21 protein-coding genes are annotated in these 23317 nt (G+C 63.0%); 8 read left to right on the top strand and 13 right to left on the bottom strand.

Features of this window, described 5'->3' with window-relative positions:
• Positions 1-138: 138 nt before the first annotated feature.
• The 5 genes from PLANPX_RS25650 to PLANPX_RS25630 all read right to left on the bottom strand — a co-directional run bounded on the left by PLANPX_RS25650 (position 139) and on the right by PLANPX_RS25630 (position 6314).
• Positions 139-789: a lamin tail domain-containing protein gene (locus tag PLANPX_RS25650; RefSeq protein WP_152101475.1), complete on the bottom strand. Its 651-nt coding sequence runs from the start codon at positions 787-789 to the stop codon at positions 139-141.
• A 410-nt stretch (positions 790-1199) separates the two neighbouring features.
• The gene (locus PLANPX_RS25645) at positions 1200-3533 is read right to left on the bottom strand and encodes a carbohydrate-binding domain-containing protein (RefSeq protein WP_172992336.1); all 2334 of its coding nucleotides are present in this window, start codon (positions 3531-3533) and stop codon (positions 1200-1202) included.
• Between the two features lie 305 nt (positions 3534-3838).
• Positions 3839-4627: an SDR family NAD(P)-dependent oxidoreductase gene (locus PLANPX_RS25640; RefSeq protein WP_152101473.1), complete on the bottom strand. Its 789-nt coding sequence runs from the start codon at positions 4625-4627 to the stop codon at positions 3839-3841.
• A gap of 89 nt (positions 4628-4716) precedes the next feature.
• Positions 4717-5865: an RtcB family protein gene (locus tag PLANPX_RS25635; RefSeq protein ID WP_152101472.1), complete on the bottom strand. Its 1149-nt coding sequence runs from the start codon at positions 5863-5865 to the stop codon at positions 4717-4719.
• Positions 5862-6314: a ribosome-binding factor A gene (locus tag PLANPX_RS25630; protein ID WP_152101471.1), complete on the bottom strand. Its 453-nt coding sequence runs from the start codon at positions 6312-6314 to the stop codon at positions 5862-5864. The genes PLANPX_RS25635 and PLANPX_RS25630 overlap by 4 nt, the downstream gene beginning before the upstream one ends.
• A gap of 446 nt (positions 6315-6760) precedes the next feature.
• On the opposite strand from PLANPX_RS25630, the gene PLANPX_RS25625 reads away from it, so the two are divergent.
• The 5 genes from PLANPX_RS25625 (at position 6761) to PLANPX_RS25605 (ending at position 11419) form a co-directional block, all read left to right on the top strand.
• Entirely contained in the window at positions 6761-7240 is a 480-nt protein-coding gene (locus PLANPX_RS25625; RefSeq protein ID WP_152101470.1) for a MarR family winged helix-turn-helix transcriptional regulator, read from the top strand.
• 195 nt (positions 7241-7435) lie between these two features.
• Positions 7436-8134: a pirin family protein gene (locus tag PLANPX_RS25620; RefSeq protein WP_152101469.1), complete on the top strand. Its 699-nt coding sequence runs from the start codon at positions 7436-7438 to the stop codon at positions 8132-8134.
• A 132-nt stretch (positions 8135-8266) separates the two neighbouring features.
• Complete coding sequence (locus PLANPX_RS25615) at positions 8267-8704, top strand: DoxX family protein (RefSeq protein ID WP_198421816.1); 438 nt, start codon at positions 8267-8269, stop codon at positions 8702-8704.
• 104 nt (positions 8705-8808) lie between these two features.
• Entirely contained in the window at positions 8809-9480 is a 672-nt protein-coding gene (locus PLANPX_RS25610) for a hydrolase (protein ID WP_152101468.1), read from the top strand.
• 151 nt (positions 9481-9631) lie between these two features.
• Positions 9632-11419, top strand: coding sequence for an amidohydrolase (locus PLANPX_RS25605; RefSeq protein ID WP_152101467.1), 1788 nt, complete (start codon positions 9632-9634; stop codon positions 11417-11419).
• A 155-nt stretch (positions 11420-11574) separates the two neighbouring features.
• Here the strand turns inward: PLANPX_RS25605 and PLANPX_RS25600 are convergent, their stop codons facing one another.
• The 8 genes from PLANPX_RS25600 to PLANPX_RS25570 all read right to left on the bottom strand — a co-directional run bounded on the left by PLANPX_RS25600 (position 11575) and on the right by PLANPX_RS25570 (position 21329).
• A complete protein-coding gene (locus PLANPX_RS25600; RefSeq protein WP_172992335.1) occupies positions 11575-12831 on the bottom strand; it encodes a tetratricopeptide repeat protein in 1257 nt (418 codons plus the stop codon).
• A 19-nt stretch (positions 12832-12850) separates the two neighbouring features.
• Entirely contained in the window at positions 12851-13150 is a 300-nt protein-coding gene (locus PLANPX_RS27600) for a hypothetical protein (protein WP_172992334.1), read from the bottom strand.
• Positions 13150-13443, bottom strand: a complete 294-nt coding sequence (locus PLANPX_RS25595) for a hypothetical protein (protein ID WP_152101465.1) — start codon at positions 13441-13443, stop codon at positions 13150-13152. The genes PLANPX_RS27600 and PLANPX_RS25595 overlap by 1 nt, the downstream gene beginning before the upstream one ends.
• Positions 13444-13525: 82 nt before the next feature.
• The gene (locus PLANPX_RS25590; RefSeq protein WP_152101464.1) at positions 13526-14878 is read right to left on the bottom strand and encodes an AAA family ATPase; all 1353 of its coding nucleotides are present in this window, start codon (positions 14876-14878) and stop codon (positions 13526-13528) included.
• A 238-nt stretch (positions 14879-15116) separates the two neighbouring features.
• Positions 15117-16376, bottom strand: coding sequence for an efflux RND transporter periplasmic adaptor subunit (locus tag PLANPX_RS25585; protein ID WP_152101463.1), 1260 nt, complete (start codon positions 16374-16376; stop codon positions 15117-15119).
• A 148-nt stretch (positions 16377-16524) separates the two neighbouring features.
• A complete protein-coding gene (locus PLANPX_RS25580) occupies positions 16525-19722 on the bottom strand; it encodes an efflux RND transporter permease subunit (protein WP_152101462.1) in 3198 nt (1065 codons plus the stop codon).
• A 242-nt stretch (positions 19723-19964) separates the two neighbouring features.
• Entirely contained in the window at positions 19965-20714 is a 750-nt protein-coding gene (locus tag PLANPX_RS25575; RefSeq protein WP_198421814.1) for a GntR family transcriptional regulator, read from the bottom strand.
• A 114-nt stretch (positions 20715-20828) separates the two neighbouring features.
• Positions 20829-21329: a DinB family protein gene (locus tag PLANPX_RS25570; protein WP_152101461.1), complete on the bottom strand. Its 501-nt coding sequence runs from the start codon at positions 21327-21329 to the stop codon at positions 20829-20831.
• A 291-nt stretch (positions 21330-21620) separates the two neighbouring features.
• Between PLANPX_RS25570 and hpf the strand changes: the two genes are divergently transcribed.
• The 3 genes from hpf (at position 21621) to PLANPX_RS25555 (ending at position 23082) form a co-directional block, all read left to right on the top strand.
• The gene (gene hpf, locus PLANPX_RS25565; protein WP_152101460.1) at positions 21621-21986 is read left to right on the top strand and encodes a ribosome hibernation-promoting factor, HPF/YfiA family; all 366 of its coding nucleotides are present in this window, start codon (positions 21621-21623) and stop codon (positions 21984-21986) included.
• Between the two features lie 152 nt (positions 21987-22138).
• Complete coding sequence (locus tag PLANPX_RS25560; RefSeq protein ID WP_152101459.1) at positions 22139-22615, top strand: PTS sugar transporter subunit IIA; 477 nt, start codon at positions 22139-22141, stop codon at positions 22613-22615.
• Positions 22616-22758: 143 nt separating this feature from the next.
• A complete protein-coding gene (locus PLANPX_RS25555) occupies positions 22759-23082 on the top strand; it encodes an HPr family phosphocarrier protein (protein WP_152101458.1) in 324 nt (107 codons plus the stop codon).
• Positions 23083-23317 lie beyond the last annotated feature (235 nt).

Below are 23317 nucleotides of genomic sequence, written 5' to 3'. Positions count from 1 at the left end.
TTGCCGAGCCGGCTCGCGTCCAACCGCCCGGCCGGCTGCACCGAAGAAAGAGGAAGTCTCACGCAAAGGCGCGAAGGCGCAAAGAAGAAAACGTCTTCCCTTTGCGCCTTCGCGCCTTTGCGTGAGATCTTCTTAAGTCTACCGAACGCGGCGACGCATCACGCCGAAGCCCAACAAAGCGCTAGCCAGCACGGCAGCGCTCGCCGGTTCCGGGACGAGAGTGAACTTGCCCGGGTTCCCGATGCCGCCGTTCACGGAAGTGACCGAGCCATACGAGTCGCCCGCCACCGAGAGCTTCCACAGCGTCGAGTTGTGGGCGCCCACCGCGGCCAGCGTCAGCGGGTTCGCGCTCGCGTTGTTCGTCCGCGGGCTGCCGAGCGTTTGGTCGTCGTAGGTCAGCCAGTCGATGCGAACGTTCGAGCTGTCGTAGAGATTGATCTCGTCGGCGCGTCCCAGGTTCTGCGTGTTCTCGCCGACAACCTTCACCGTCGGCGCGAGATTCCACTCCGTGCGAAACGCCGCCGCCGTGAGATCGGTGACGATCACCGACTCGCCCGGCGCGACGACGCCAAAGCCGCTCAAGCTCAGCGAGCCGGCCACTTGCGTGCTGTCGTCGAAGCTCCAACCCGTCATGTCGACTGCGGTCGCGCCCGTGTTGGTGAACTCGACGAACTCGCCGCCGCCCCCTTGGTAGGCCCACTCCGTGATCGAAATGGCCGCCGAGGCGCGAACGGCGCCAAAGACCAAAACGCACGCCGTCGCGCACGCGAGAGCCAGAGGATGCTTCATGGATGCCTGCTACTTTCTTCTCTGTTGAAACTCTGAGTGGCGCCGGCGTTCGCGGAGGAGTCGACTCGGTGTGAGCGAATCGCGGCGGTCGTGAACCTGCCGTCGGCGAACGGTCGCGCGGTGGATTAGGTCGCCGTCACCATCGTGACGAGGTCCCTGGAGTATAAAACGCCTCCCATGCAATTGCCATCGTGTGACATGCCTGCGTCGCTCCCGACGCGGCAGCCCAATCGCTCCTAACTGCGGCTTAAGGCATGCTCGCCACCGCCGATCGGGGCGTTTTCAGGCCGACAACAGCCAGAATTAAGGTTCCCGTGGTCGATTGAATGTAGCTCTGCGTACCAGATGCTGGCAGCGAAATGAACGTAAGACTCAACGGCTTTTGAGAAGCTGCCGAGCTCAATAGGCTCTCAAAGCGTTTGCGTATTGACCGTGCTGCTCGCCGACGTGGTGAACGTCTTCTTCAGCGTTGCACCGGTCGACGACCATGCCCCGCCGGTGAGCAGCCCCCAAGTCGTCAGCCCGCCGACATAGCTGCCGCCAGTGTACGTGCCGCCAAAGTAGACGGAGTACGAGGTGTTCTTCGTCAGCGCGGCGGTCGAGACATGGAAGTACGAGGCGTTGTACTTCGGTTTGTAGGTGAGGATGACATTGCCCGCGCTGTCCTGGATATGGAGCAGCGAAGTGGAAGCGAGCGCCGTGCTCGACTTGAGGAAGAAGTTCACTTGCGTTGAGCTGGTGCTGGCGGCTTTCGTCATGCTCGAGTTCGAGCCGCCGCTGATGAGCGTGCCGCCGTTGATCAGGAACGTGCCGTTGTAGTCGATCCCTTCTTCGACGCCGGTCGCGGGGCCGTCGATGATCGTGATGCCGCCGGTGATGGTGATGTTGCCGTTCGAGTCGATCGCGTCGGCGCCGGTCACGATGACGATGCCGCCCGAGATGTTGAGTTGGCTGCCGTCGTTCGATTCCGTGCCGCCGCTGACAGTGCCGTAGGTGGCGTTGATGCCGTCGTTCGAGGCGACGATGCTCGTCACGCCGCCGGTGAAGTTGATGATCGGGGCCTCGACCCCTTCGCCGACGCCTTGCGTGGCTGAGATCGCGTTGACGACGTTCGTGCCGCCGCTGATGGTGATCGACGTATCGGAATGGATGCCGTCGTCGGTCGAGTTGAGCGTCGTCGTGCCGTTGGCGATCGTGATCGCTCCGGCGGCGACGATCGTTTTCGGATGGTTGTAGTCCGAACCCGATTGCAGGAAGCGGGCGCCGGTGGTGGTGATGTTCAGCGTCGGGCTGCCGGTGGCGCTGCCGATGGTGATCGTGCCGTCGGACTTCAGCCCCTTGCCGCCCGTGCCGGAGCTGGTCGTGGTCACGGTTCCGCCTGTGATGACAATCGCCACGTCGGCCGAGAATGCCGCCGCGGCGTAGGAATCGGTCACGCCCGAAGCGTTCTTGTAGGTCGCTCCGTTACCGGCGAGCGTCACGGTGACGGTGCCACCGGTGACGTTGATCGCGTTGTCAGCCGACAGGCCGCGAGCGCCGGTGGCGGCGGCCGTCCCAGTCACCGAGATGCTGGCCGTGCCGCTGACGTTGATGCTGCCGTCGGCCTTCACGCCGCTGGGGTACGACGGATCAAAGCCGCTGCCGCTGGCGGTCAGCACCGTCGCGCCGGAGAGATTGATCGTGGTCGTGCCGCCGCTGAACGTCACGTTGCCGTCGGCGTCGATGCCGCGGCCAGCCGCGCCGTTGTTGGTGACGCCAATCGTGCCGGCGGTGATCGTGACGTCGGTTCCAGCTTTCAGCCCCTTGCCGGTCGCCATCGCCGTGATGCTGCCGCCGGAAACGGTGATGGAAGTCTCCGCTTCGATGCCATCGCCCGCTGCGGTGATCGTGATATTCCCGCCCGAGATTGTCACGAAGCCCTTGGCGACGTCTTCGTCGTTGCTCGACTTGAGCCCGTCGCTGCCGGCGTTCACCGTGATCGTGCCGCCGCTCACAGCGAGCGAATCGCGTCCCTTGATCGCGTGCTTCACCGCCGTGACGGCGATCGTGCCGCTTGAGATGACGAGGTCGTCCAGGCTGGCGATCCCGTCATGGTACTTGGCCGTGACGGTCAGTGATCCGGTCCCGTCGATCGCGAGGTCGGCGCGGCTGAAGATCGCCGCGTCGGGATCGTCGGTCCCGGTGCTCGCGTAGGTGGCGCCGTCGGTCACCGAGTTTTGCGTCCCGGCGGCGAGCGTCATCGTCACGTCGTCGGCGTTGGCGACGTAGATGCCCGGCCCGTCGGCGTTCGTGATGCTCGAGCCCGCGAGGATGAGCGTCACGTCGTCCTCATCGCCCGCGTTGACGACCAACTGTCCGTCGGTCAGCGAGCCGACGATTTTGTAGTTGCCTGCGGCGGTGATCGTCACCGTCGAACCGCTCACCGTCGCCCCGGCGCCGTCGACGGTCGCCGTCGTTCCTTGCAGCGTGATGGTAGTGACCGCCGCAACCGCTCCAAAGTCAGCCTTCCAAGCGGTGAGATCGGTCGCCGTGTAAGTCGTGGCGTAACCTCGCTGCCAAGCCAGAAAGTCGCTGCCGTCGACGATGCCGTCTGTATTGAAGTCGCCCGCCGACAGCGTCAGCACGCGGCGGCCTTCCAGGCACTCGAACCGCAGCCCACGCCCCCGCACCGGCGCCGCCCGCCGGCGGGCCGGCTGACCAAAGAGTTTGCGGAGGCGGTTAGTCCAGCTCAAATCGCTTCTCACGGCGTCCCCCAATCCCAGCTGTATCCCGGCGATGCACGGCTGCGAAGGGGGAGCCAAGTCACCAGGCTCGACTGCCGCCTCCGCTGTCATCGCTGGAATCTAAGGACCGATTGGACGCCCACGACCGCACGCACAAAATCGCAGATCGAAGAAGAAATTCGGATTTTCGAACAACTCGCAGGCAGAGGAGTTTCACGCAAAGGCGCGAAGACGCAAAGGAAATGCAGGGATGGCTCCGCTCTTTGCACCTCTGCGCCTTTGCGTGAGATCTTTATTCGCAGAAGAGAAGAAAGAAGGAGGAACGCTCAAGCAATGTGCCGCACCAGCCCACCGTCGACCCGAATCGCCGCCCCGTTGATCGCACTCGCTAGCGGACTGGCGACGAACGCCACCGCAGCGCCGATTTCCTCCGGCCGAATGAACCGGCCGATCAGCGAGTTGGGCCGATTCTCGGCAATGAACCGCTGCTCCGCCTCCTCGGGCGTGGCGTCGGGGAAGACGTCGGCGATGAACTTCTTCACGCTGTCGGTAAGCGTCGAACCGGGCAGGACCGTATTCACCGTGACGGCGGTTCCCTTGGTCAGCTCGGCGAGGCTCCGCGAGATCGACAGCTGCATCGTCTTCGTCGCGCTGTAGTGGGCCATCTCGGGCGCCGGCGTGAGCCCCGACTCGCTGGAGATAAAGATGATCCGCCCGCGGCCCCGCGCGAGCATCTGCCGCAGGTAATGTCGGCTAAGCCGCACGCCGCTCATGATATTCACCTCGAAGAGCCGCTGCCACGCTTCGTCGGTCTCGTCGAAGAAGCCGACCGCTTCGTAAACGCCGAGGTTGTTCACGAGAATGTCGACCTCCGCCACGGCGGCGATCGTCGCGTCGCAGCCCGCGGCGGTGCCATTGTCGGCGGCAAGCGGCACGAGGTTCGCCGCCGGATGCTCCCGACGAATCGCCTCGATCGCCTGCGCCACGCTCGCCTCGCTACGGCCATTCACAATGACGCGAGCCCCCTCGGCAGCGAGCGCGGCGGCAATCGCCTGGCCGATACCGCCGGTGGACGCGGTGACGAGAGCTGTTTGGGAAGCGAGGTTGAGGTTCATGGTTCTGCTCAGGCGAAGTGGCTTGGGAGTGAAGCTGCGCCCGCATTATTCCATGATCCAATACTGCAGGCGAGATAGTCCTGCCGTTCCTAAACTCCCTTGTAGGTGAGCAGCGGCTGCAACGTTCGCGTGATCTTCGTCAGTTCTCGCTGCGCCTGCATCACTTGGCGGATGTCTTTGTATGCCGCGGGCGCTTCTTCGCGAAGAGATTTCGCGCGGCGGTGGTCAAACCACAGTCGGCCGACTTGGCGGCGAAGGTCGGCGCCGTTGAACTTGCGGCTCGCCTCGGTGCGGCTGAGGCGGCGGCCGGCGCCGTGGGAGCAGGAGGCGAGGGCGAGCGTGCAGCCGCGGCCGGCGGTGTGGTAGCTCGGCGAACCCATCGAGCCGGGAATGACGCCTGGCTCGTCAGCGACGGCGGACTGAGCGCCCTTGCGATGAACCCAGTACTCGCGGACGCCGCCGCTCGGTGATGCGTGGCGTTCGCGCTGCACGTGGTTGTGATCACTATGGATCAGCGTCGACCAATCGGCTTCCACGGAGAAGAGGCGGCGCATGATGTCGCCGAGAGCCTCGAGCATCGCGAGCCGATTGGCCGCGGCGTAACGACGGGCCCACCCGGCGTCGGCGAGATACGCTTCGCCGGCGGCCATATTGGAGTCGAGGTAGCCGAGACCGCAGTCCGATGGCGTGGCACGATCCTGATGCCACAGGGCGATCGCTTGGCCGACGGCGCGGGAGCCGCTGTGGAGCATCGCCCACAGTTGTCCCTGCTCGTCGGCCTGGAGTTCCAAGAAGTGATTGCCGCGGCCGAGCGTGCCAAGTTGATAGCGACCATCGCGTGCGGCGATCCTCTTGAGGCGATCATCGCTAAGGTGCAACTCGTCGACGTTCGTTGGCAAGGCTCGCCCCTTGGCGTGTTTGTTCGCGGGGACGTGTTCGTAGAGCTGCGACAGCAGACGAGCGGCGGCGTGCTCGTTGTCGATGAGCGATGCCTCGGCGTTGAAAGCAACGGCTGCCATACCGCAGCCGATATCGCTGCCGACGGCGGCGGGGTAAATCAGCTCGCGCGTGGCGACGACGGCCCCCACGCACACCTCCTTGGCGAGATGCACGTCGGGCATGATCGCGACGGCCGCGACGTCGTCGCTGGAGCGGAGGCGATCGATCGAGAGGGCAACCTGGCGGTCGACTGGCTCGCCGAGCCAGGCGTTGATCGGAGGCAGCGTAGGTTCGTTCATTGGACGCCTCCATTGGCGAGCGCCGTCAAGTCATCATCGTGAGGCCCGATGATCACGAAGCTGAGGTTCGGCGCTTTGCGGCGTGTGATCGCCGCAGCCACGGCTGAACGGAGCAAGCCCGTCACTGCGACGAGCTTCTGTTCTACTGCGGCGCGATCGAACGGCATGTCGCGCCCGGTGGCAACGAGCGTGACTAGCATGCGCGACGCGTCAGGCGCCGGCACGACCGAAGTCACGCGCAGCGCGTTGAGCGCCGCGTCGCCAAGTTCGCCGGCGAGGATCTGGTCGATCGTCTCGGCAACTTGGCGGCAGAGCTGTTGCGCCTTGCGGTCTGGCTTGTCGCGGTGAGAACGGAGTTTGAAAGATTCACGGGGATCGACGCCGTCGTCTTCATGGATGGCGTCGCAGTGCGCAAGCATTTGCTCGCGCGTGCGCTTGTCGAGCGACATGGAAACTCTCTCGCTGGGAGGAAGAATGGCGGCGCAACGAGAGCGCAGCCGACTGATCGATGCGAATCAGCGATGAGCGAGAGCCTGGCCCCGCGAGGCCAGCGGACGTCGAGAAGGACGCGAGAGGCTTAGCGGAGCGACAGGCTCAGGAGGGCAGTTGTGGTAATGAGCGTACGCATGATGAGCTCCTTTTGCCGAGGAAAGTTGCCGGTCGGATCGCTTTCAGGACAGCCGTCCCATTCCAAAGGTTCGGGTTATTTCCAGTAGCCGCGGCTCAACGAGCCGCCGGAGCTGCCCGCATAGCAGGAAAAAGCCCGCGATTGGCCGGCGCCAGCACCGCACACCCCGGTTTCTCAACAGTCCCCTTGACGCTCAAATATTTCACACGTAAGATAATGTCATGGCGATTAAATCGCCGATAACTACTTCACACGGAGATATTTCCCATGTCGGGCGGCTCGCTGCAAGCTGATTTGAAGAAGCGGGAGCCGTTCGCGTCGGGGGAGCAAGAGGCGATGATTGGGCTGTGGCGCGTCAGCGACTGGTCGATGAATCGGTTCGGGGCGCTCTTTCGCGAGTTCGAGCTGACCTCGTCGCAATACAACGTCCTGCGGATCCTCCGCGGGGCGGGGGAGCCGTTGCCGGTGCAGGAGATTTCCTCGCGAATGATCCAGCCGGTGCCGGCGATGACGGGGCTGGTCGATCGGCTCGAAAAGGCGTTGCTCGTGGAGCGGCGACGGATCGCAGAGGATCGCCGGGTGATCCACGTGGCGATCACGAAGAAGGGGGAAGCGGTGCTGAAGAAGCTTGATAAGCCGGTGGTGGAACTGCACGAGCGGCTGATGGCTTCGCTTACCAAGGGCGAGGTGAAGCAGTTGGCCGGGCTGATGGAAAAGCTGGCGGGAAAAATTCGTGGGTGTGAGTGAGTTGCGTTTTTTCGCCACAATATCTTACATGTAAGATTTTATGGCGATGGGGCGGTCAGTTGTCAGTAGTCCGTTGTCAGTTGCGAGAGGGGAGTGACTTCTTCCTAGCAACTGACCACGGACAACGGACCACTGACAGCGTCATGAAGATTCGTTGTCAATTCAGAACAGGTCCAAAGAAAGGAAGGCTGAAAAATGATTCGCGTACGCAAGAGCAACGAACGGGGCGGGGGCGATCATGGCTGGTTGAAGACCAAGCACACGTTTTCGTTCGGGCAGTATTACGATCCGCAGCAAATGGGTTTCCGCTCGCTGCGGGTGATGAACGAAGACTTCATCGCGCCGGGCCGGGGCTTTGGCACCCATCCGCACGACAACATGGAGATCATCACCTACGTGCTCGACGGCGAGTTGGCCCATCGCGACAGCATGGGCAACGGCTCGACGTTGACGCCCGGCCGCTTCCAGCGGATGAGCGCCGGAACCGGCGTGACGCACAGCGAATACAACGCTTCGCAAGAGCGGCAGGTCCACCTCTATCAGATCTGGATCATGCCGAATGTGAAAAACGTGAAGCCAAGCTACGAGGAGCTCGACGTACCGCGGGAAGAGAAGTTGAATCGGCTGCGGCTGGTCGCTTCGCCCGACGGACGCGACGAGTCGCTGACGATCCACCAAGACGCGGCGATCTACCTCGGCGACTTGGAAGCGGGAAAGGAAACGTCGTTGCCGCTCGGTTCGGGTCGGCACGCATGGGTGCAAGTCCTGCGCGGCGGCGCGACGGTGAACGGCGAACCGCTCACCGCCGGCGACGCGGCCGCAGTTAGCGAAGAAGCTGCCGTCGCGATCCGCGCTGACAAAGCGGCGGAGGTGATGGTGTTTGATTTGGGTTGAGGCTTCGCGTCCGTTGTCGGTGGTCCGTAGTCAGTTGCTGTTTGAAGTAACGCCTTTCAGCAACTGACAACTGACAACTGACAACTGACCACGGACAACTGACGTATTTCAAAATTAACAGGAGAGACTGTCGTGAATAATTCACTGATCGGTGTAACAAGCATGGCCGGGCGGGTGCTGCTCGTTGGCATCTTTTTTATGAGTGCGGTGGGGAACAAGATCCCCAACTTCTCGCAAATCACTGGCTACATGGCGAGCGAGGGAGTGCCGGCGCCGGCGGTGTTATTGCCGGGGGCGATTGCGTTCTTGATTATCGGCTCCGTGCTGATCGCGATCGGCTATCAAGCCCGCATCGGAGCGGCGCTCCTGCTCGTGTTCTTGGTGGCGGCGACCTACTTCTTCCACGACTTCTGGACCTTCGACGACGCGGCCGAGCGGCAGCAGCAGACAATTCAGTTCATGAAGAACGCCTCGATGATGGGGGCGATGCTGTTCATCATCGCGAACGGGGCGGGGGCTTGGAGCTTTGATAATCGTCGCGCCGTTGTGGGCGATGCGGCGACCCTTTGATCGCGGCGCTTGTGGCGGCGCCGGGCCCCCGGTTTGAAGAACCGGGGGCTAATGGATCTTACATACTCACTTAAACACCTACTCACCACTTCACGGAGATCACCATGGCCAACATCCTTCCCAACACCGACGCCGGGCTCATCACCGCCGACAACAGCGTGCTTGTCTTCATCGACCACCAGCCGCAAATGCTGTTCGGCGTGGCGAGTAACATCGATCGCCAGCAACTCATTAACAACGTGCTGCTGCTCGCTCGCGGGGCGAAAGAGTTTAACGTGCCGACGATCCTGACCACGGTCGAAACGGAATCGTTCAGCGGCGAGATGTGGCCGCAGTTGCTCGACGTCTTCCCCGACCAGACGTCGATCGAGCGGACCGGCATGAACTCGTGGGACACGCAGGCGTTTCGCGATGCGATTAAGAAGACGGGCAAGAAGAACATCATTCTTTCGGGGCTGTGGACCGAAGTTTGCATCGCTTGGCCGACGCTCAATATGCTGGCCGAGGGGTACAACATTTACGTCGTCGAAGATGCGTGCGGCGCCACGTCGCAGGCGGCCCACGATGCTGCCCTGTCGCGGATGGTGCAAGCGGGCGCCGTGCGGATGACGACGATCGCCACGGTGCTTGAGTTCCAACGCGATTGGGCGAACCGTGATCACTACAACGCCCTGATGAGCCTGTTCCGCGAATTTGGCGGGGCGTATGGCGTGGGGATTGAATACGCTTATACGATGGTGCACAAGGCGCCGGCGGCGCGGAAGGTGACGAAGTAGTTCGTCAGCGGCGTTAGATTGCTGAAGAAATTGTGGGAGGGGGCTCTGACCCCGAAGACGCGCCGCGGGCTGATTACATTTGGCAGCGCGAAATCGGCGTCGGAGACGCCTCCCACAACACGGTAAGTGTTATCAAAGGGGGGGACAAACGATGACGCCGGAAGTTGTGCTCTATCGCGGCAAGATCACCACGCTCGATCCCACGCGGCCGGAAGTGACGGCGGCGGCGATCAGCGGCGGGCGGATCGTCGCCACGGGGACCGATGACGAGATCTTGGCGCTCGCCGGCGAGGCGACGCAGCGGATCGCTCTCAATCATCGCCGCGTGATTCCGGGCCTCAACGATTCGCACCTCCATGTGATCCGCGCGGGGCTCTACTTCAACCTCGAACTCCGCTGGGACGGCGTGCCGAGTTTGTCGCAGGCGCTCGCCCAACTGAAGGCTCAAGCGGAACGGACTCCGCCGCCGCAGTGGGTGCGCGTCATCGGCGGGTGGAACGAATTTCAATTCGCCGAAGGGCGGATGCCGACGCTCGAGGAGATCAACAAAGCCGCGCCCGACACGCCGGTGTTCGTGCTGCATCTCTACGACTCGGCGATGCTCAACCGCGCGGCGATTCGGGCGCTCGGCTTCGATCGCAACACGCCGAACCCGCCCGGCGGGATGATCGCCCGCGACGCGAGCGGCAACCCGACGGGGCTGCTCATCGCCGAGCCGAATGCGCTGATTCTCTACTCGACGATCGCAATGGCGCCGAAGCTATCGCCCGAGGATCAGCTCAACTCCACGCGGCAGTACATGCGGGAACTGAATCGGTTCGGCGTCACGAGCGTCGCCGACGCCGGCGGCGGGTGGCAGAATTATCCCGACGACTACGCGGTGATTCGCCAACTCGACGAAGCGGGCCACATGACGCTGCGGGTGGCGTATAGCCTGTTCGCCCAAAAGGGGGGCGAAGAACTCGCCGACTACACGCGCTGGCTCGGTATGACGCGGCCGGGCGAGGGGAGTGAGACGCTCCGCGTGAACGGCGCCGGCGAGAATTTGGTGTGGAGCGCCGCGGACTTCGAGAACTTCCTGCAGCCGCGGCCTGATTTGAAGCCGGTGATGGAGAGCGAACTCGAAGCGGTGGTCGGCAAGCTCGCTGCAGCGAAGTGGCCGTGGCGGATCCACGCGACTTACGACGAAACGATTGGCCGTTTCCTCGACGTATTCGAACGCGTCCACCGCGACTCGCCGATCGACCAGCTCGGTTGGTTCATCGATCACGCGGAGACGGTGTCGGAGCGAAATCTCGAACGGATCGCTGCGCTCGGCGGCGGCATCGCGATTCAGCATCGCATGGCCTACCAGGGCGAGTATTTCATCCGCCGCTACGGCATCGAGGCGGCGAAGCGTCGCCCGCCGTTGCGGAAGATGTTGGCGATGGGCCTGCCCGTCGGCGCCGGCACCGATGGGACGCGCGTGGCGAGTTATCACCCATGGACCTGTCTGTGGTGGCTCGTTACCTCAAAGACCGTCGGCGGCACGGTGCTGCACGACGAAGCTGATCGTCTCACTCGCGAAGAGGCGCTGCGACTCTACACCGCCGGCAGCGCGTGGTTTAGTCGCGAGGCCGATGTGAAGGGGACGCTCGCCGTTGGTTCGTACGCCGATCTCGCCGTGCTGAGCGACGATTACTTTCGCGTCGAGCCCGACGAGATTCGCGGACTCGAAAGCGTGTTGACGCTGCTCGGCGGCAAGGTGGTCTACGGCTCCGCGGAGTTCGCGCCGCTCTGCCCAGACCTGCCGCCGGTGAGTCCCGATTGGTCGCCCGTCGCCCGACCGGAAACGCGCGGCTACGACAACTCAGCCCCCGCGCCGCCGCAACATGCTCACACGCCGATCATGGCCGCCGACGGCCGCGTGTGGGAAACCGGCTGCGGCTGCAGCGCGTAGCCGCGGGTCAACGACCCGCCGGAGCGGTGGCGGGAAGAAATGTCGAATGGGGAGTGTGGAATGCGGAAAGAACTTGATCGGCCGAGTCCTCACCACATTCCCCATTCAGCATTCCACATTCGAGGTCGCTCCGGCGGCTCGTTGAGCCGCGGCTACTAGCGGCGCACCGTTACCGACGCCAGCGCGTTCGCCACCCATGGGCTGGCGATGAAGCCAAACGCGAAGACGGTCAACGCATTGAAGCCCCACTCTTGCTCGATCGCCACGCCGTAGAGGCCGACGGCGCCCGCCACGCACATCGCCGCGGCGAGTAGCGTCATCGCCTGTCGCGGCCAACCAGGATCGCACGCGAACAGCGTCACGATCGGCATCGCCACGCCCATCGGCAGCAAGGCGCCCAGCAGCAGCGCGTCGTGACCGTAGACCAACCAGCCAACGAAGCTGGCGAGGCTCAGCGCGACACAGCCGCCGAACCAGTTCGAAGCGACGCGCTGATCGCGCGACAACGCATGCCGTCCAAACTTATTCAACCGCAGCAGCAAGTTGAACAGCGGCATTGCGAACCAGGTGAGCAGCACGAACACCAGATACAAAATTTGAATCGGTAAAATCCACGGCGCCAGATCCGGCGAGCGCTCTGATACCACTCGCAACATGCGCGAGCCAAAGTACCCGCCCAGGATGACGCCCCACCGCATCCGATCGTCGAGCCGCGCCATCCACAGGAAGTAGGCGAGCATCCAGCGATAAATCGGATTGCGAGCCTTGAGCGCCTCGACCATTCCTTGCCGGGCGTACTCGTTCGTCGGATCAAGCCGCAACGCCTCGCGAAACTGCTCGAGCGCCGGCCGCGGCTTTCCTTCGTGCAACAGCGCCCACGCCTTATTCGCATGGGCGTACGAGTCGTCGGGATCGCGCGCGAGCGATTCGTCGACCGCCGCAATCGCCTCGCGCTGCCGCCCCAGCTTGGTGAGCGCCATCGTGCGGAGGTTCATGCAGTCGGCATGCTCGCCGTTGTACTTTAACCCCTCTAGTGCCGCATCGAGCGCCGCCTGCCATTGGCTTTGGCAGTAGAGCGTGATCGCTAGCCGTGCGTAGTTGTCGGGGCTCGCCGGATCGAGCCGCACCGCCTCGCGCGCCGCCTCCGCCGCCTCGGCGTAACGCCGCCGCTCCTGCAGCACGGCCGACCGGCAGTAGTGGGCATGATCCCAATCAGGCGCCAGCGTAATCGCTTGATTCACCTCCGCCTCAGCCTCGGGCAACCGCTCCTGCTTCGCAAGGCAAAGCCCGAGCAGCGCATGCGCCTGCGGATCGTGCGGCTGCTCGGCGAGCGCGCGACGCAGCTCCGTCTCGGCGTCGGCGTACCGCGAGATCTGGAACAGGTGGGCGGCGCGGGTGAGGGAGTGATTCATCCAGAAACCTTGCCGGCATTTAGCTAGAAACGCCAGGCGAAGGCGAGGGAGAAATCTCGCTTCCCGAAATCGAGACAACTGCGCTCGGCGCCGGCGGACCGGCGGTCGCGTCGCCCTCTTGGCGGGCCAACAGCTCGGCGCGGTGTCTGTAGAGCACGGCCAGCAACTCGTCATCTTCTAGATCGCTGAGGCCGCGATCGAGGGAATCCTCTCCAAGAAATCCAAGATGTGCGATGAGTTGACCGAAGCGAACATCGGGCGCGAGAGCCAGCGTCTCGGCAAGCGTCGCAAGCAGTTGTCGTTGGGTATCAGGGCTCATCACAAGAGATCTCCAATCTTGGGGTCTGCAGCCCGAGGACGCTGCAGCTTGCCAATCACTTCCAAGCGAATCTTGACTCCGGCCGCTAGCTTGGCGATCCGCGTGGCGCGCGTCACTCCATTATACAGCACCAGCACGCCGTCCGCCGCTTCGTACACCCACGGCGCCGGCATCCCCTGCGTTGAGGAACCGAACAAAGTGATTTGCCGCTGTAGTTTCGCGGGGTCGGCGCCCTGGCGGCGAGAGGAGGGGACTCGCAGCTCGCTCGGATCGACTTCGCGGAAATCGGTCATTGAGGTTGTTCATGTCGAAGGGGGTATTGACTGTGTCGAGAATCCCTCCCCTAGCCCCTCCCTTCGAGGGAGAGGGATAAGATCACATCTTCAAGTGCTTCAGAATATCGTCATACACGCCCCCTTGGTTCGAATAGAGCGCATAGTTCCGCGCCGTCGCAAACCACTCCCGCGTCGACGGTTTCACATTTCCCGCCGCGGCAACCAAATCCTTCGTTCGCAGCGGCTCCAGCTTCCCGCTCTTCATCGCATCGCGCAGCTTCGCCTCGACCGCTACGTCGACCACCGCTTTGAGATCGGCGCCAGAAAAGTGATCGGTCTTCTTCGCCACCGCGTCGAAGTCGACGCCGTCGGCCGGCTTGCCGGCGAGCATCAGCTGCAAGATCGAGGCCCGCGCTTCGCGATCGGGCGGCGGGACGAACAAGATGCGATCGAAGCGGCCCGGGCGGCGGAAGGCGTTGTCGAGATGCCAAGGGGCGTTCGTCGCCGCGAGGATCAGCAGTCCTTCGTTGGAATGTTCGACGCCGTCGAGTTCTGACAAAAACTGGTTGATGAGATGCCGGCCGCCGCTGTGCCGCATATCGGCCCGGCTGGCGCCGAGGGCGTCGACCTCGTCGAAGAACAGCACGCACGGGCGATTGCGGCGGGCTTGTTGAAACAGCTCGTGCAGATTTTTCTCGCTGTTGCCAATCCACATGTCGAGGACGTCGCTAATGCCGATGGCGACGAACCACGCTTTCACTTGGCCGGCCGTCGCGCGGGCGAGGAAGGTCTTGCCGCACCCTGGCGGGCCATACATGAGGATGCCGCCGCCGACCGTCTTGCCGTACGCCTTGAACAGCTCCGGCTGCTCGAGCGGCAAGATGATCTTCATGCGGATTTCTTCTTTGACCGCATCCATGCCGCCGACTTCGTCGAACGTGACCTTTGGCCGTTCGATGTCGAACTCCGGCGAACCGGGCGGCAGTTCGCCGGCGGGCTCGCGATAACGGCCCTCTTCATCGGCAGTGTCGAACGACTGCGACGCACGATCGACGCCAAGCTCCCGAGCGAGTTCCGCGTCGGCAACATCGGGATCGATCCCAATCGCTTCGCGATATTGATGGGCGGCCCGTTGCGGCTCGCCGGCTCGCACGAGCAGCTTCGCATGCAGCAGGTAGGCCCCGGCCGGCGGATCGCTTTGCTTGATGAGGTCTTCCACGACCACCAGCGCCGGCGAATTCTTCGACTGCTGATAGTAGGCGTTGGCCAGCCCGAGCTTCAGATCAACCTGATGCGGCACGACGCCAAGCGCCGCACGATACGCGGCCTCCGCCTCATCGAAGCGGCCAAGCTTGAGCAGCGACTCGGCCAAGTGCTTGTGCAACGGCACGTTGTCGGGCGAGTGACGCAGCGCTTCGCGAAGCGCGTTGATGGCATCGTCGGAAGGAGGCATGGGAGGCCAGGGAGCTGATGTCGGGGAAATAGGGAGGGCAGCATCAGCTTACCTAGGGTTCGGCGCCGGGTGAATAGACCGCCCCAGCCGCGGGGCAACGACCCGCGGAGCGGTGATGCAAGGAAATGTAGAATGGGGAATGCGGAATGGGGAAGGAACTCGGCTAGGCGAGTCCTCACCCCATTCCCCATTCAGCATTCCGCATTTGAACTCGCTCCGGCGGCTCGTTGAGCCGCGGCTACTTGTCGATCTCGACATGCAGGCCTTGTGACATCCGGTCGCCCGGATTGATGACGACCGACTCGGCGGGGTCGAGTCCCGACGTGATGCCGACCTCCGAACCCATGTCGCGTTCGATTTGCACGTCGTGGAGCGCGATCCGATTGTCTGCCGTCACCGCGGCGACTTGCGTGCCGAGCGAGTTGAAGATAATTGCCGACGAGGGGATGAGCAGCGGCGTGTAGTCGCGCTGCAGTTGCAACTTCACTTGCGCGTACGAACCGATGAGCAGCGCGCCGTCGTCGTTCGGCACTTGGATCTCCGTGAGCAGCGTTCGCGTGTTCGGGTCGATCGCGCGAGCGGTGCGGGTCACCTTGCCGACGATGTCTTGCGTCGGTTGCTCGCGCAGCACGACTTGAGCCTTGAGGTCCTTCGCCACATGCGCGGCATACACTTGCGGCACGTTGACGAAGACGCGTACCGGATTGGTGCTCGCCAGTCGGAAGAGCGCCTGGGTCTGGGCATTGCCGGCGGTGACGAGCTGGCCCACCTCGATCGAACGGGCGGTGACGACTCCAGCAAAGGGCGCGGTCACCTTCGCGAACGATTGCAATTCAGTGACTCGCTGCAAGTTTGCCTTCGACACCTGGATCGCCGCCTCGGCAAGTTTTACTTTTGCGTTGGCGACCAAAAGCGCCGCCTCGGCGTCGTCGAGCATTTGCTGCGACGTGGCGACCGTTTTGATCAACCGCCGGTAGCGCTGAGCGTTGATCTCGCTAAGGTGCGCATTCGCCTTCTCGCTTTCGAGCGTCGCCTCGGCGCCCAACAATTCGGCGGCGGCCTGCGAAACCTCCGCATCGACCTCGGGCGTCGCAATCTCCGCGAGCAGTTGGCCCGCTTCCACCTGGTCGCCGATGTCGACATGCCGCCGCAGCACGTAGCCGTTTGTGCGAGGATAGAGAACCGTTTCCTGCATTGCCTGGATGTCGGCCGGCAGCAGTACGTCGGTCAGTTCCTCAGCCTCGCGGGGAAGCGTCACGCGCACCCGCGGCAACGCCGACTTCGAAATGTCGACCTCCCGCGCGAGGGCCCGCTGTTGGTTTGCCTTCGGCGTCCAGCCCAAGTAAAACACGCCGATCGCGAGGATCGCGGCAAGCGAAGTGATGAGCGCGAGCTTCCACCGCGCCGGTTGCGGCGCCGGCGGCATCGCGCCTACTTCGTCGTGCTCCGAAGCCGCGTGCTGCGAATTCTGCTGCGTAGTTTTTTCTGAAGGATTCATCGCGTCACCGCTGAGAATGCGTAATAGCTAGTTTGAGTTCTGCGGGTGCCACTGGCATCTTGCCAGTGCTGAAGTGGGTACTCGCTCGTCACTTCTCACTGGCAAGATGCCAGTGGCACACATTTGGTCGCTTTCGATCTATCAACAATCAATCTGCAAGTTCTGGTTCAAGGACCCGCTCCGGACTTTGCCGCCGCAGCAAGCTATACACAATCGGCACGAACAGCAGCGTGGCAAACGTCGCCATCGCCAGCCCGCCGATCACCGCGCGGCCGAGCGGCGCGTTTTGCTCGCCACCTTCGCCCATGCCGAGCGACATCGGCAGCATGCCGAGGATCATCGCCAGCGCCGTCATCATCACCGGCCGCAACCGCGTGACGCCGGCGGCCCACGCCGCTTCGACCGATGACTTGCCGAGCTTGCGCTGATCGTTCGCAAACGTGATCAACAAAATCGAGTTCGCCGTCGCGACGCCGATGCACATGATCGATCCCATGAGCGCCGGCACGCTGATCGTCGTTTGCGTGACGAACAAGATCCATAAAATGCCGCTAAGAGCGCCGGGGAGCGCCATCAGGATGATCAGCGGATCGAGCCACGACTGAAAGTTGACCACCATCAGCAGGTACACGAGCACGACCGCGAAGATGAGGCCATAACTCAAGCCGCTAAATGACGTCTCCATGCTTTCGATCTGCCCGCGGAGCGTGATTGACGTGCCGCGGGGCAGGGTGGGGCGGAGTTCGTCGACCACCTGTTGAATCGCCGTCGACGCGCTGCCGAGGTCGGATCCGTGAACGCTCGCCAGCACGTCGAAGCTTTGGGCGATGTTGAAGTGCGTGACGTTCGTGGCGCCGAAGGTGCGATTCACGTCCACCAAGTTGCCGAGCAACTGGTTCTGCGTCACCTTGCCCCCCTGCGTGACGGGGATGTTCTTGATCGCTTCAAGCGAATCCATCGTCCGCTGCGGCGCCTGCACCACGAGCGGATATTGCACGCCCGTTTTCGTGTCGAGCCAGTAGTTGGGCGACGCCTGGATACTGCTGCTGAGCGCGACGAGCAAATCGTTCGAAATGTCGCGCTGTGACAAGCCGAGCTGGCTCATCATGCTGCGATCGGCGGCGACTGAAATCTGCGGCGTCAGCGGCACTTGCTGGATGTGCGAATCGACGACGCCCGGAATCGCGGCGAGCCGCTTCGTCAGCTCGCGGGCGATCGCGTAGTTCTTTTCGTAGTTGCCGCGCGGGCCGGAGATTTGCACATCGATCGGCGCCGCGAGACCGAAGTTCAGCACCTGCGTCACCATGTCGGGCGGCTGGAAGTAGACCGTGAGATCGGGGAGCCGCTCGGCCAGCGCGTCGCGGATCCGCTTCACGTGGTCTTCGGTCGGGCCGTGGTGCTCGGCGAGCGTGATCAGCGTCTCGCCGTCGGCGGACGACATCATCGCCCCGTCGCTCAGCGCGAGGTTGATGCCGCTGTTCGGGATGCCGATGATGTCGACGATTTGTTCGATTTCGTCCGCAGGAATCACGTCGCGGATGACGCGATTCGCCTCGGTGAAATAACGCTCGGTCTCTTCGATGCGCGTGCCGGCGGGGGCGCGAACATGCAGCCGAATCTGTCCCGAGTCGACTTGCGGGAAGAAGTCGCGGCCAATGAGCGGCGCGAGGCAAGCCGAGAGCGAGACGAAGATTGCAAAAGTCGCCACCACCGTCCGCGGATGAGCCAGCGCCCAGGCGAGCACCAGGCCGTACGCGTCGCGCAGTCGGTTGAACTGCCGATTGAACGCCTCATGGCACCGCCAAATGATGTTTTGCTTTTGCGGAACCGCGTCGTCTGACTCATTCGGGTGCGAGTGATACAGCTCCACTTCGCTCGCTAAGAAGTAGTGCACGAGCGTCGGCACCAGCGTCCGGCTGAGGAAGTAACTGGTCATCATCGCGATCACCACCGCCAAGGCCATCGGCGTGAACAGCGACCGCGCGGCCCCCGTGATGAACACCACCGGCACGAAGACGATGCAAATGCAGAGCGTCGCCACGAAGGCTGGCATCGCGATCTGCTGGGCGCCGTCGAGAATCGCCGGCACGAGGCCTTTGCCGAGGTGTAGATTGCGATGGATGTTCTCGATCTCGACCGTCGCATCGTCGACGAGGATGCCGACGGCGAGCGCCATGCCGCCGAGCGTCATCACGTTGAGCGAATGGCCGAGGAAGTTGAGCGAAATGATCGCCACGAGAATCGACAGCGGAATCGAAATGACGATCACCAGCGTGCTCCGCCACGAACCGAGGAAGAGCAGAATCATGAGGCCCGTCAGCCCCGCCGCGATGGCCGCTTCCACAAGCACGCCGTGAATCGCATGACGGACGAAGATCGATTGATCGGTCAGCAGCGTCGCTCGCAACGTTTCGGGAAGCGACTGCAACACGACCGGCAGCCGATTCTTCACGCCGTCGACGATTTCGAGCGTCGAGGCGCCCGACTTCAAAATCGGCTGCAGCACGCCGCGACGGCCGTTCACGCGCACGACGTTTGTTTGCGGGGCGAAGCCGTCGCGGACATTGGCGACGTCGCGGACGTAGATCGTGCGATTGCCGACTGACTTTACCGGCAAGTCGCCGACGGCCGCCGCAATCTCCGGGCTGCTGTTGAGGCGAATGCTGTATTCCTGCTGACCCACCTTCGCCGTGCCGGAGGGGGCGATGAGGTTCTGCAGGTTGATCGCCTCTGAAACGTCGGCCGCCGAAAGATGCCAGGCGTGGAGCTTTTCGGGATCGATATCGACCATGATCTGCCGCGCCATCCCGCCGTAAGGGTAGGGGATCTGCGCGCCGTTCACCGTCGCGAGCCCCGGCCGAATGCCGGTGGTCGCGTAGTCAAACAGCTCCTTCTCCGAGAGGACCTCGCTATCGAGCGAGATCTGCACGATCGGCACGTTCGCCGCGTTATAGCGCATCACGAGCGGCGGGAACATGCCGGGCGGCATCGACCGCAACACCTGCTGCGACGTCGCGACCACCTGCGAGATCGAGCTGTCGATGCTCGCTCCCTCTTGTAGGAAGATCTTGATGACCGCGATGCCGCCGAGCGATTGGCTTTCGATGTGCTCGATGTCGTTCACCGTCGACACGAGCACCCGCTCAAAGTTGCCGACGACGCGGGTTTCCATCTCTTCGGGCGAGATGCCGGAGTAGGTCCAAATGACCGCCACGACCGGAATGTCGATCTCCGGAAAGATGTCAGTCGGCATCCGGCGGATCGTAACGACCCCCATGATGGCGATCAGCATCGACATCACGACGAACGTGTAGGGGCGCCGAAGCGCGAGGCGGACGATCCACATAGGTGCGTCGACTGGCGGTGGGCCGGTCGACCCAAAAGGGCGGGAGCCGCATGGTGGCGGCAAACGGCGGCGGGCTGAACTAACTAATTGATTCTTGTGGTCCCCTCCCCTTGAGGGGGAGGGTTAGGGAGGGGTGAAAGATGCGGGTACCAGCGTTCCACCCCCTCCCCAGCCCTCCCCTCAAGGGGGAGGGAGCCAGATGTATTTGATCTATGCGTGCGTGTGCGGGGTGTTCCTGGAAATCACGACAAACAACTCGCCGGAACGTCGGCGACGTTCTGATCGGCAGACGGCAACTCGCTCGGCAGCGAACGCTTCCGCCAGCGCTCCTTGCACGACAGCGCATGCTCGCGCAGCAATCGCCCCGCCCGGGCGCCGTCGCCCCGCTCGAGCGCATCGATAATCGGCACATGCTCCGCCGCGCGGGCGACGAGCTCAGGGTTCTGATGCCGGGCGATGTTGATCCGCACCCGCATCTCGAACCCGAGCGCTTCCCATGCGTTCAGCAGCGTCTCGTTCCCGGCGCCGCTCACGACGGCGCGGTGGAACGCAAAGTTGTGTTTCGAATACCCCTCGGCGTCGCCGGCAGTCGCGGCAGCCGTCAGGTCGGCAACGATCGCATGGAGCTCCGCCACATTGCCGCGGAATGCCGGCGCGGCGAGTTCCCCGGCCAGTTGCTCCAGCGCGCCGCGAACGTCATACGCCTCTTCCATCTCGCGGCCCGAGATCTCGCGGACGTGGGCGCCACGGTAGGGGATCGATTCCACCAGCCGCCGCGATTCGAGTTCCTTGATCGCTTCGCGGACGGGCGCCTGGCTCGTGGCGAACTCTTTCGCCAGACTCAGTTCGATCAGCCGGTCGCCCGGCGCCAACGCGCCCGAGATGATCCGCTCCTCGAGGGCGTCGCGAATCTGATCGCTCACGCACGTCCGACAGCCATCAGGCTGGTGCGAGCGGCGCGAACTCGGCGAGTGAGTACGTTGAGAGGCCACCGGGCAGGATCCATTTCGATCGGGAACACCGCTGCCGGGTGGCAGCTGATGAATTATCGATAATGACTTTCTGCGGGCAACGAAACTTGCCCCTAGTGGCGCCGGCGTGGTGGTTTACCACTGCGGCCGCATTCCATGGAGTCGCCGTAGCAGGGCGATTTGTCCCGCATGTACCGATTCGTGTCGCGAGCACCACAGCAGTGCGTCCAGCGTCGTCTTCACGAAGCGGTGTGGCAGAATCACCGGCCGATCGAGATCAGCCTCGCTTAGCTCTCCGATCTCCGCGGTCACGTGCCTATTAATGAGGTGCAAGTTCGCCAGCAACTCATCGGGCGTCGGGTAGAGGCTCGCGTCAGCCTGCGGCGTGCTGTCGCGGCCGAACAGCTCGCGGTACCCCGCAGGAACCCAAGCGGCGTCCTCGGGTTTCGGTTCCCGGTGAAACGCGACCCCCAGTCGGTACTGGGCGATCGAAATGTGCCCAACCTGCCAAGCAATATGAGTGACCGCCGGCGTCGGCATGAAGAACCAGGCGTCCGCCGGTAGATCGGCTAGCAGCCCCAGGGTGTATTGGCGGGCGTCCTCAATCTGGCGCAAAGCGGTGGCAAGCTTAGACATAGAAGCTGCAGGGAATGTTAAGTGGCGAGTGGGGGGCGACACCGGTGGAGAGGGCAATTCTGCCGGTCGGGTTCGCCCAAGTTGCTTGATTCTGCGGGTTTAGGTGCGTTTGTGGGCTTGGGAAAGACCCGCTAGAATGGGGTGCTGCCCGTTTTCCGCCCTCGGAACGGGCAGCTGGGAGCGTCGTCTCCCGACAACCGTGAGATACAGTAGTAGTTGCCAGTAGATAAGTAGTACGCCGTCGCAGCCTCGCGCCGCGGCAGCGACCCGATCCCGGGGGGACCGCGAACCGTGCAGATTAGCGTTTCGACTCGACATGGGCACCTCTCCGAGGCCACGCAGGAAAAGCTGCGGGCTAAGGCCGAGAAGCTTGCCCGGATTTTCGACCGCCTGATGTCGATCGAGATCGTGGTCGACCTTAAGGACGAAGCGAAGCCGAAGGTCGACCTCCAGGTTTCGGCCGAGCACAAGCACGACTTCGTGGCTCACGAACAAGGCGAAAACCTGCTGGGCGCCCTCGAATCGGCGATCGGCAAGGTTGAAGAGCAGTTGCGGCGGTACAAAGAGCGTGTCCAAGAACGCCATCGCAATCCCGACGCCCGGCGGCAGGAAGCGCCGGTCGCAGGAGACGAAGTCGCGGACGACGCCGACGAGTAGGAAGAAGTAAGTAGGTGTTTAAGTGAGTAAGTAATACCTATCACGTAATCACTTAAACACTTACTCACCAAAGCTCCCAAAACACGAACGCTAGCCGCCCAGCGCGACTGCATTCAATAGAACGATTCATTGAGCGAAGGATACTTTGAGTTATGAAGTTCGTTGATTTCGTCAATCGCAACGCCATCCGCACGAACGTGGAAGCGGATACGAAGGAAGACGTGATTCGCGCCATGGCCTCGTCGCTGCTGGAAGCGGGCAAGATCGCCCAAGACCAGTACGACGGCATCGTGGAAGCGATTTTGAAGCGCGAAGAGCTCGGCAGCACCGGCATCGGCCGCGGCGTGGCCGTGCCCCACACGAAGCACCCCAGCGTTCACGAATTGATCGGCGCCGTCGCCGTCAGCGACGAGGGGGTCGACTTCGATAGCCTCGACGGCGAGAAGGTCCACTTGCTCTTCCTGCTGATCTCGCCGCCTGATCGCCCTGGCGATCACTTGCGGGCGCTCGAGAACATCTCGCGCCAGCTGCGCGACGACACGTTCTGCCGCTTCCTGAAGCAAAGCAAAGAGCCCGGCGACGTCTGGCAGCTCTTGGAAGAAGCCGACAACAATCAGTTTGGGTCGTAGAGGAGTTGCGGGTAGCGAGTTTCGAGTTGCGAGTGAATTCGGCTCGCCCCTATTACTCGCAGCTCGCAACTCGAAACTCGCCACTTTGTACGGAGAAGGTTGGGCTGCAAGCTGATCGCTGAAAGCTGACCGCTACTTAGTTCATGTCATCGTCCGCGGCACAACGCGTCGTCGTCATTAGCGACAAGGATCCGTTGGGCCTGCACATCCGACCTGCCGAGCAGTTCGTGCGGCTGGCGATGAAGTTTCCTTGTGAGATTGAGGTGGTTCGCGAGAACCTCCGCGCCGACGGGAAGAGCATCATGCACATGCTCACCCTCGGCGCCGAACCCGGCGTCGAACTGCGGCTAGAAGCTCGCGGTGACGACGCCGAACAGGCGGTCGACGCGCTTGCGCGGTTTATCGCCAACGGCTTCGTGCTAGAACAAACAGAAAGTCAGCCTCCGACGAGTTCGGACGGCGGTTGAGGTGGCGGGCCGGCTGCAAGAGTCCGGCCCGATGCGGTTCATCATGTCGAGGTTCGCCGAGCGTTCGCCCCAGCGGCGCTCGTCGAACCTCGGGGTGATGAATATCCACCGAAACACCGTCGCCATCCGTTGGGGATGCTGGCGGACCGAATTGACAAGGCGCGCAGGCTGAAGGCTGCCTGAGCGATAAGCAAACACCGAAGAAATCGACCGAGCCTCGCCGCTCTGCAGCGGC

Origin of the sequence: Lacipirellula parvula (assembly GCF_009177095.1) — a bacterium.
GTDB lineage: Bacteria > Planctomycetota > Planctomycetia > Pirellulales > Lacipirellulaceae > Lacipirellula > Lacipirellula parvula.
The sequence above is the reverse complement of the archived record's forward strand: the minus strand, read 5'-3'. Positions and strand labels throughout refer to the sequence as shown.

Excerpts from the sequence above, each read along its gene's own strand:
- PLANPX_RS25650 (WP_152101475.1), bottom strand. The coding sequence starts at position 789 with ATGAAGCATCCTCTGGCTCTCGCGTGCGCGACGGCGTGCGTTTTGGTC.
- PLANPX_RS25640 (WP_152101473.1), bottom strand. The coding sequence starts at position 4,627 with ATGAACCTCAACCTCGCTTCCCAAACAGCTCTCGTCACCGCGTCCACC.
- PLANPX_RS25635 (WP_152101472.1), bottom strand. The coding sequence starts at position 5,865 with ATGAACGAACCTACGCTGCCTCCGATCAACGCCTGGCTCGGCGAGCCA.
- PLANPX_RS25630 (WP_152101471.1), bottom strand. The coding sequence starts at position 6,314 with ATGTCGCTCGACAAGCGCACGCGCGAGCAAATGCTTGCGCACTGCGAC.
- PLANPX_RS25625 (WP_152101470.1), top strand. The coding sequence starts at position 6,761 with ATGTCGGGCGGCTCGCTGCAAGCTGATTTGAAGAAGCGGGAGCCGTTC.
- PLANPX_RS25620 (WP_152101469.1), top strand. The coding sequence starts at position 7,436 with ATGATTCGCGTACGCAAGAGCAACGAACGGGGCGGGGGCGATCATGGC.
- PLANPX_RS25610 (WP_152101468.1), top strand. The coding sequence starts at position 8,809 with ATGGCCAACATCCTTCCCAACACCGACGCCGGGCTCATCACCGCCGAC.
- PLANPX_RS25605 (WP_152101467.1), top strand. The coding sequence starts at position 9,632 with ATGACGCCGGAAGTTGTGCTCTATCGCGGCAAGATCACCACGCTCGAT.
- PLANPX_RS25600 (WP_172992335.1), bottom strand. The coding sequence starts at position 12,831 with ATGAATCACTCCCTCACCCGCGCCGCCCACCTGTTCCAGATCTCGCGG.
- PLANPX_RS27600 (WP_172992334.1), bottom strand. The coding sequence starts at position 13,150 with ATGAGCCCTGATACCCAACGACAACTGCTTGCGACGCTTGCCGAGACG.
- PLANPX_RS25595 (WP_152101465.1), bottom strand. The coding sequence starts at position 13,443 with ATGACCGATTTCCGCGAAGTCGATCCGAGCGAGCTGCGAGTCCCCTCC.
- PLANPX_RS25590 (WP_152101464.1), bottom strand. The coding sequence starts at position 14,878 with ATGCCTCCTTCCGACGATGCCATCAACGCGCTTCGCGAAGCGCTGCGT.
- PLANPX_RS25585 (WP_152101463.1), bottom strand. The coding sequence starts at position 16,376 with ATGAATCCTTCAGAAAAAACTACGCAGCAGAATTCGCAGCACGCGGCT.
- PLANPX_RS25580 (WP_152101462.1), bottom strand. The coding sequence starts at position 19,722 with ATGTGGATCGTCCGCCTCGCGCTTCGGCGCCCCTACACGTTCGTCGTG.
- PLANPX_RS25570 (WP_152101461.1), bottom strand. The coding sequence starts at position 21,329 with ATGTCTAAGCTTGCCACCGCTTTGCGCCAGATTGAGGACGCCCGCCAA.
- PLANPX_RS25560 (WP_152101459.1), top strand. The coding sequence starts at position 22,139 with ATGAAGTTCGTTGATTTCGTCAATCGCAACGCCATCCGCACGAACGTG.
- PLANPX_RS25555 (WP_152101458.1), top strand. The coding sequence starts at position 22,759 with ATGTCATCGTCCGCGGCACAACGCGTCGTCGTCATTAGCGACAAGGAT.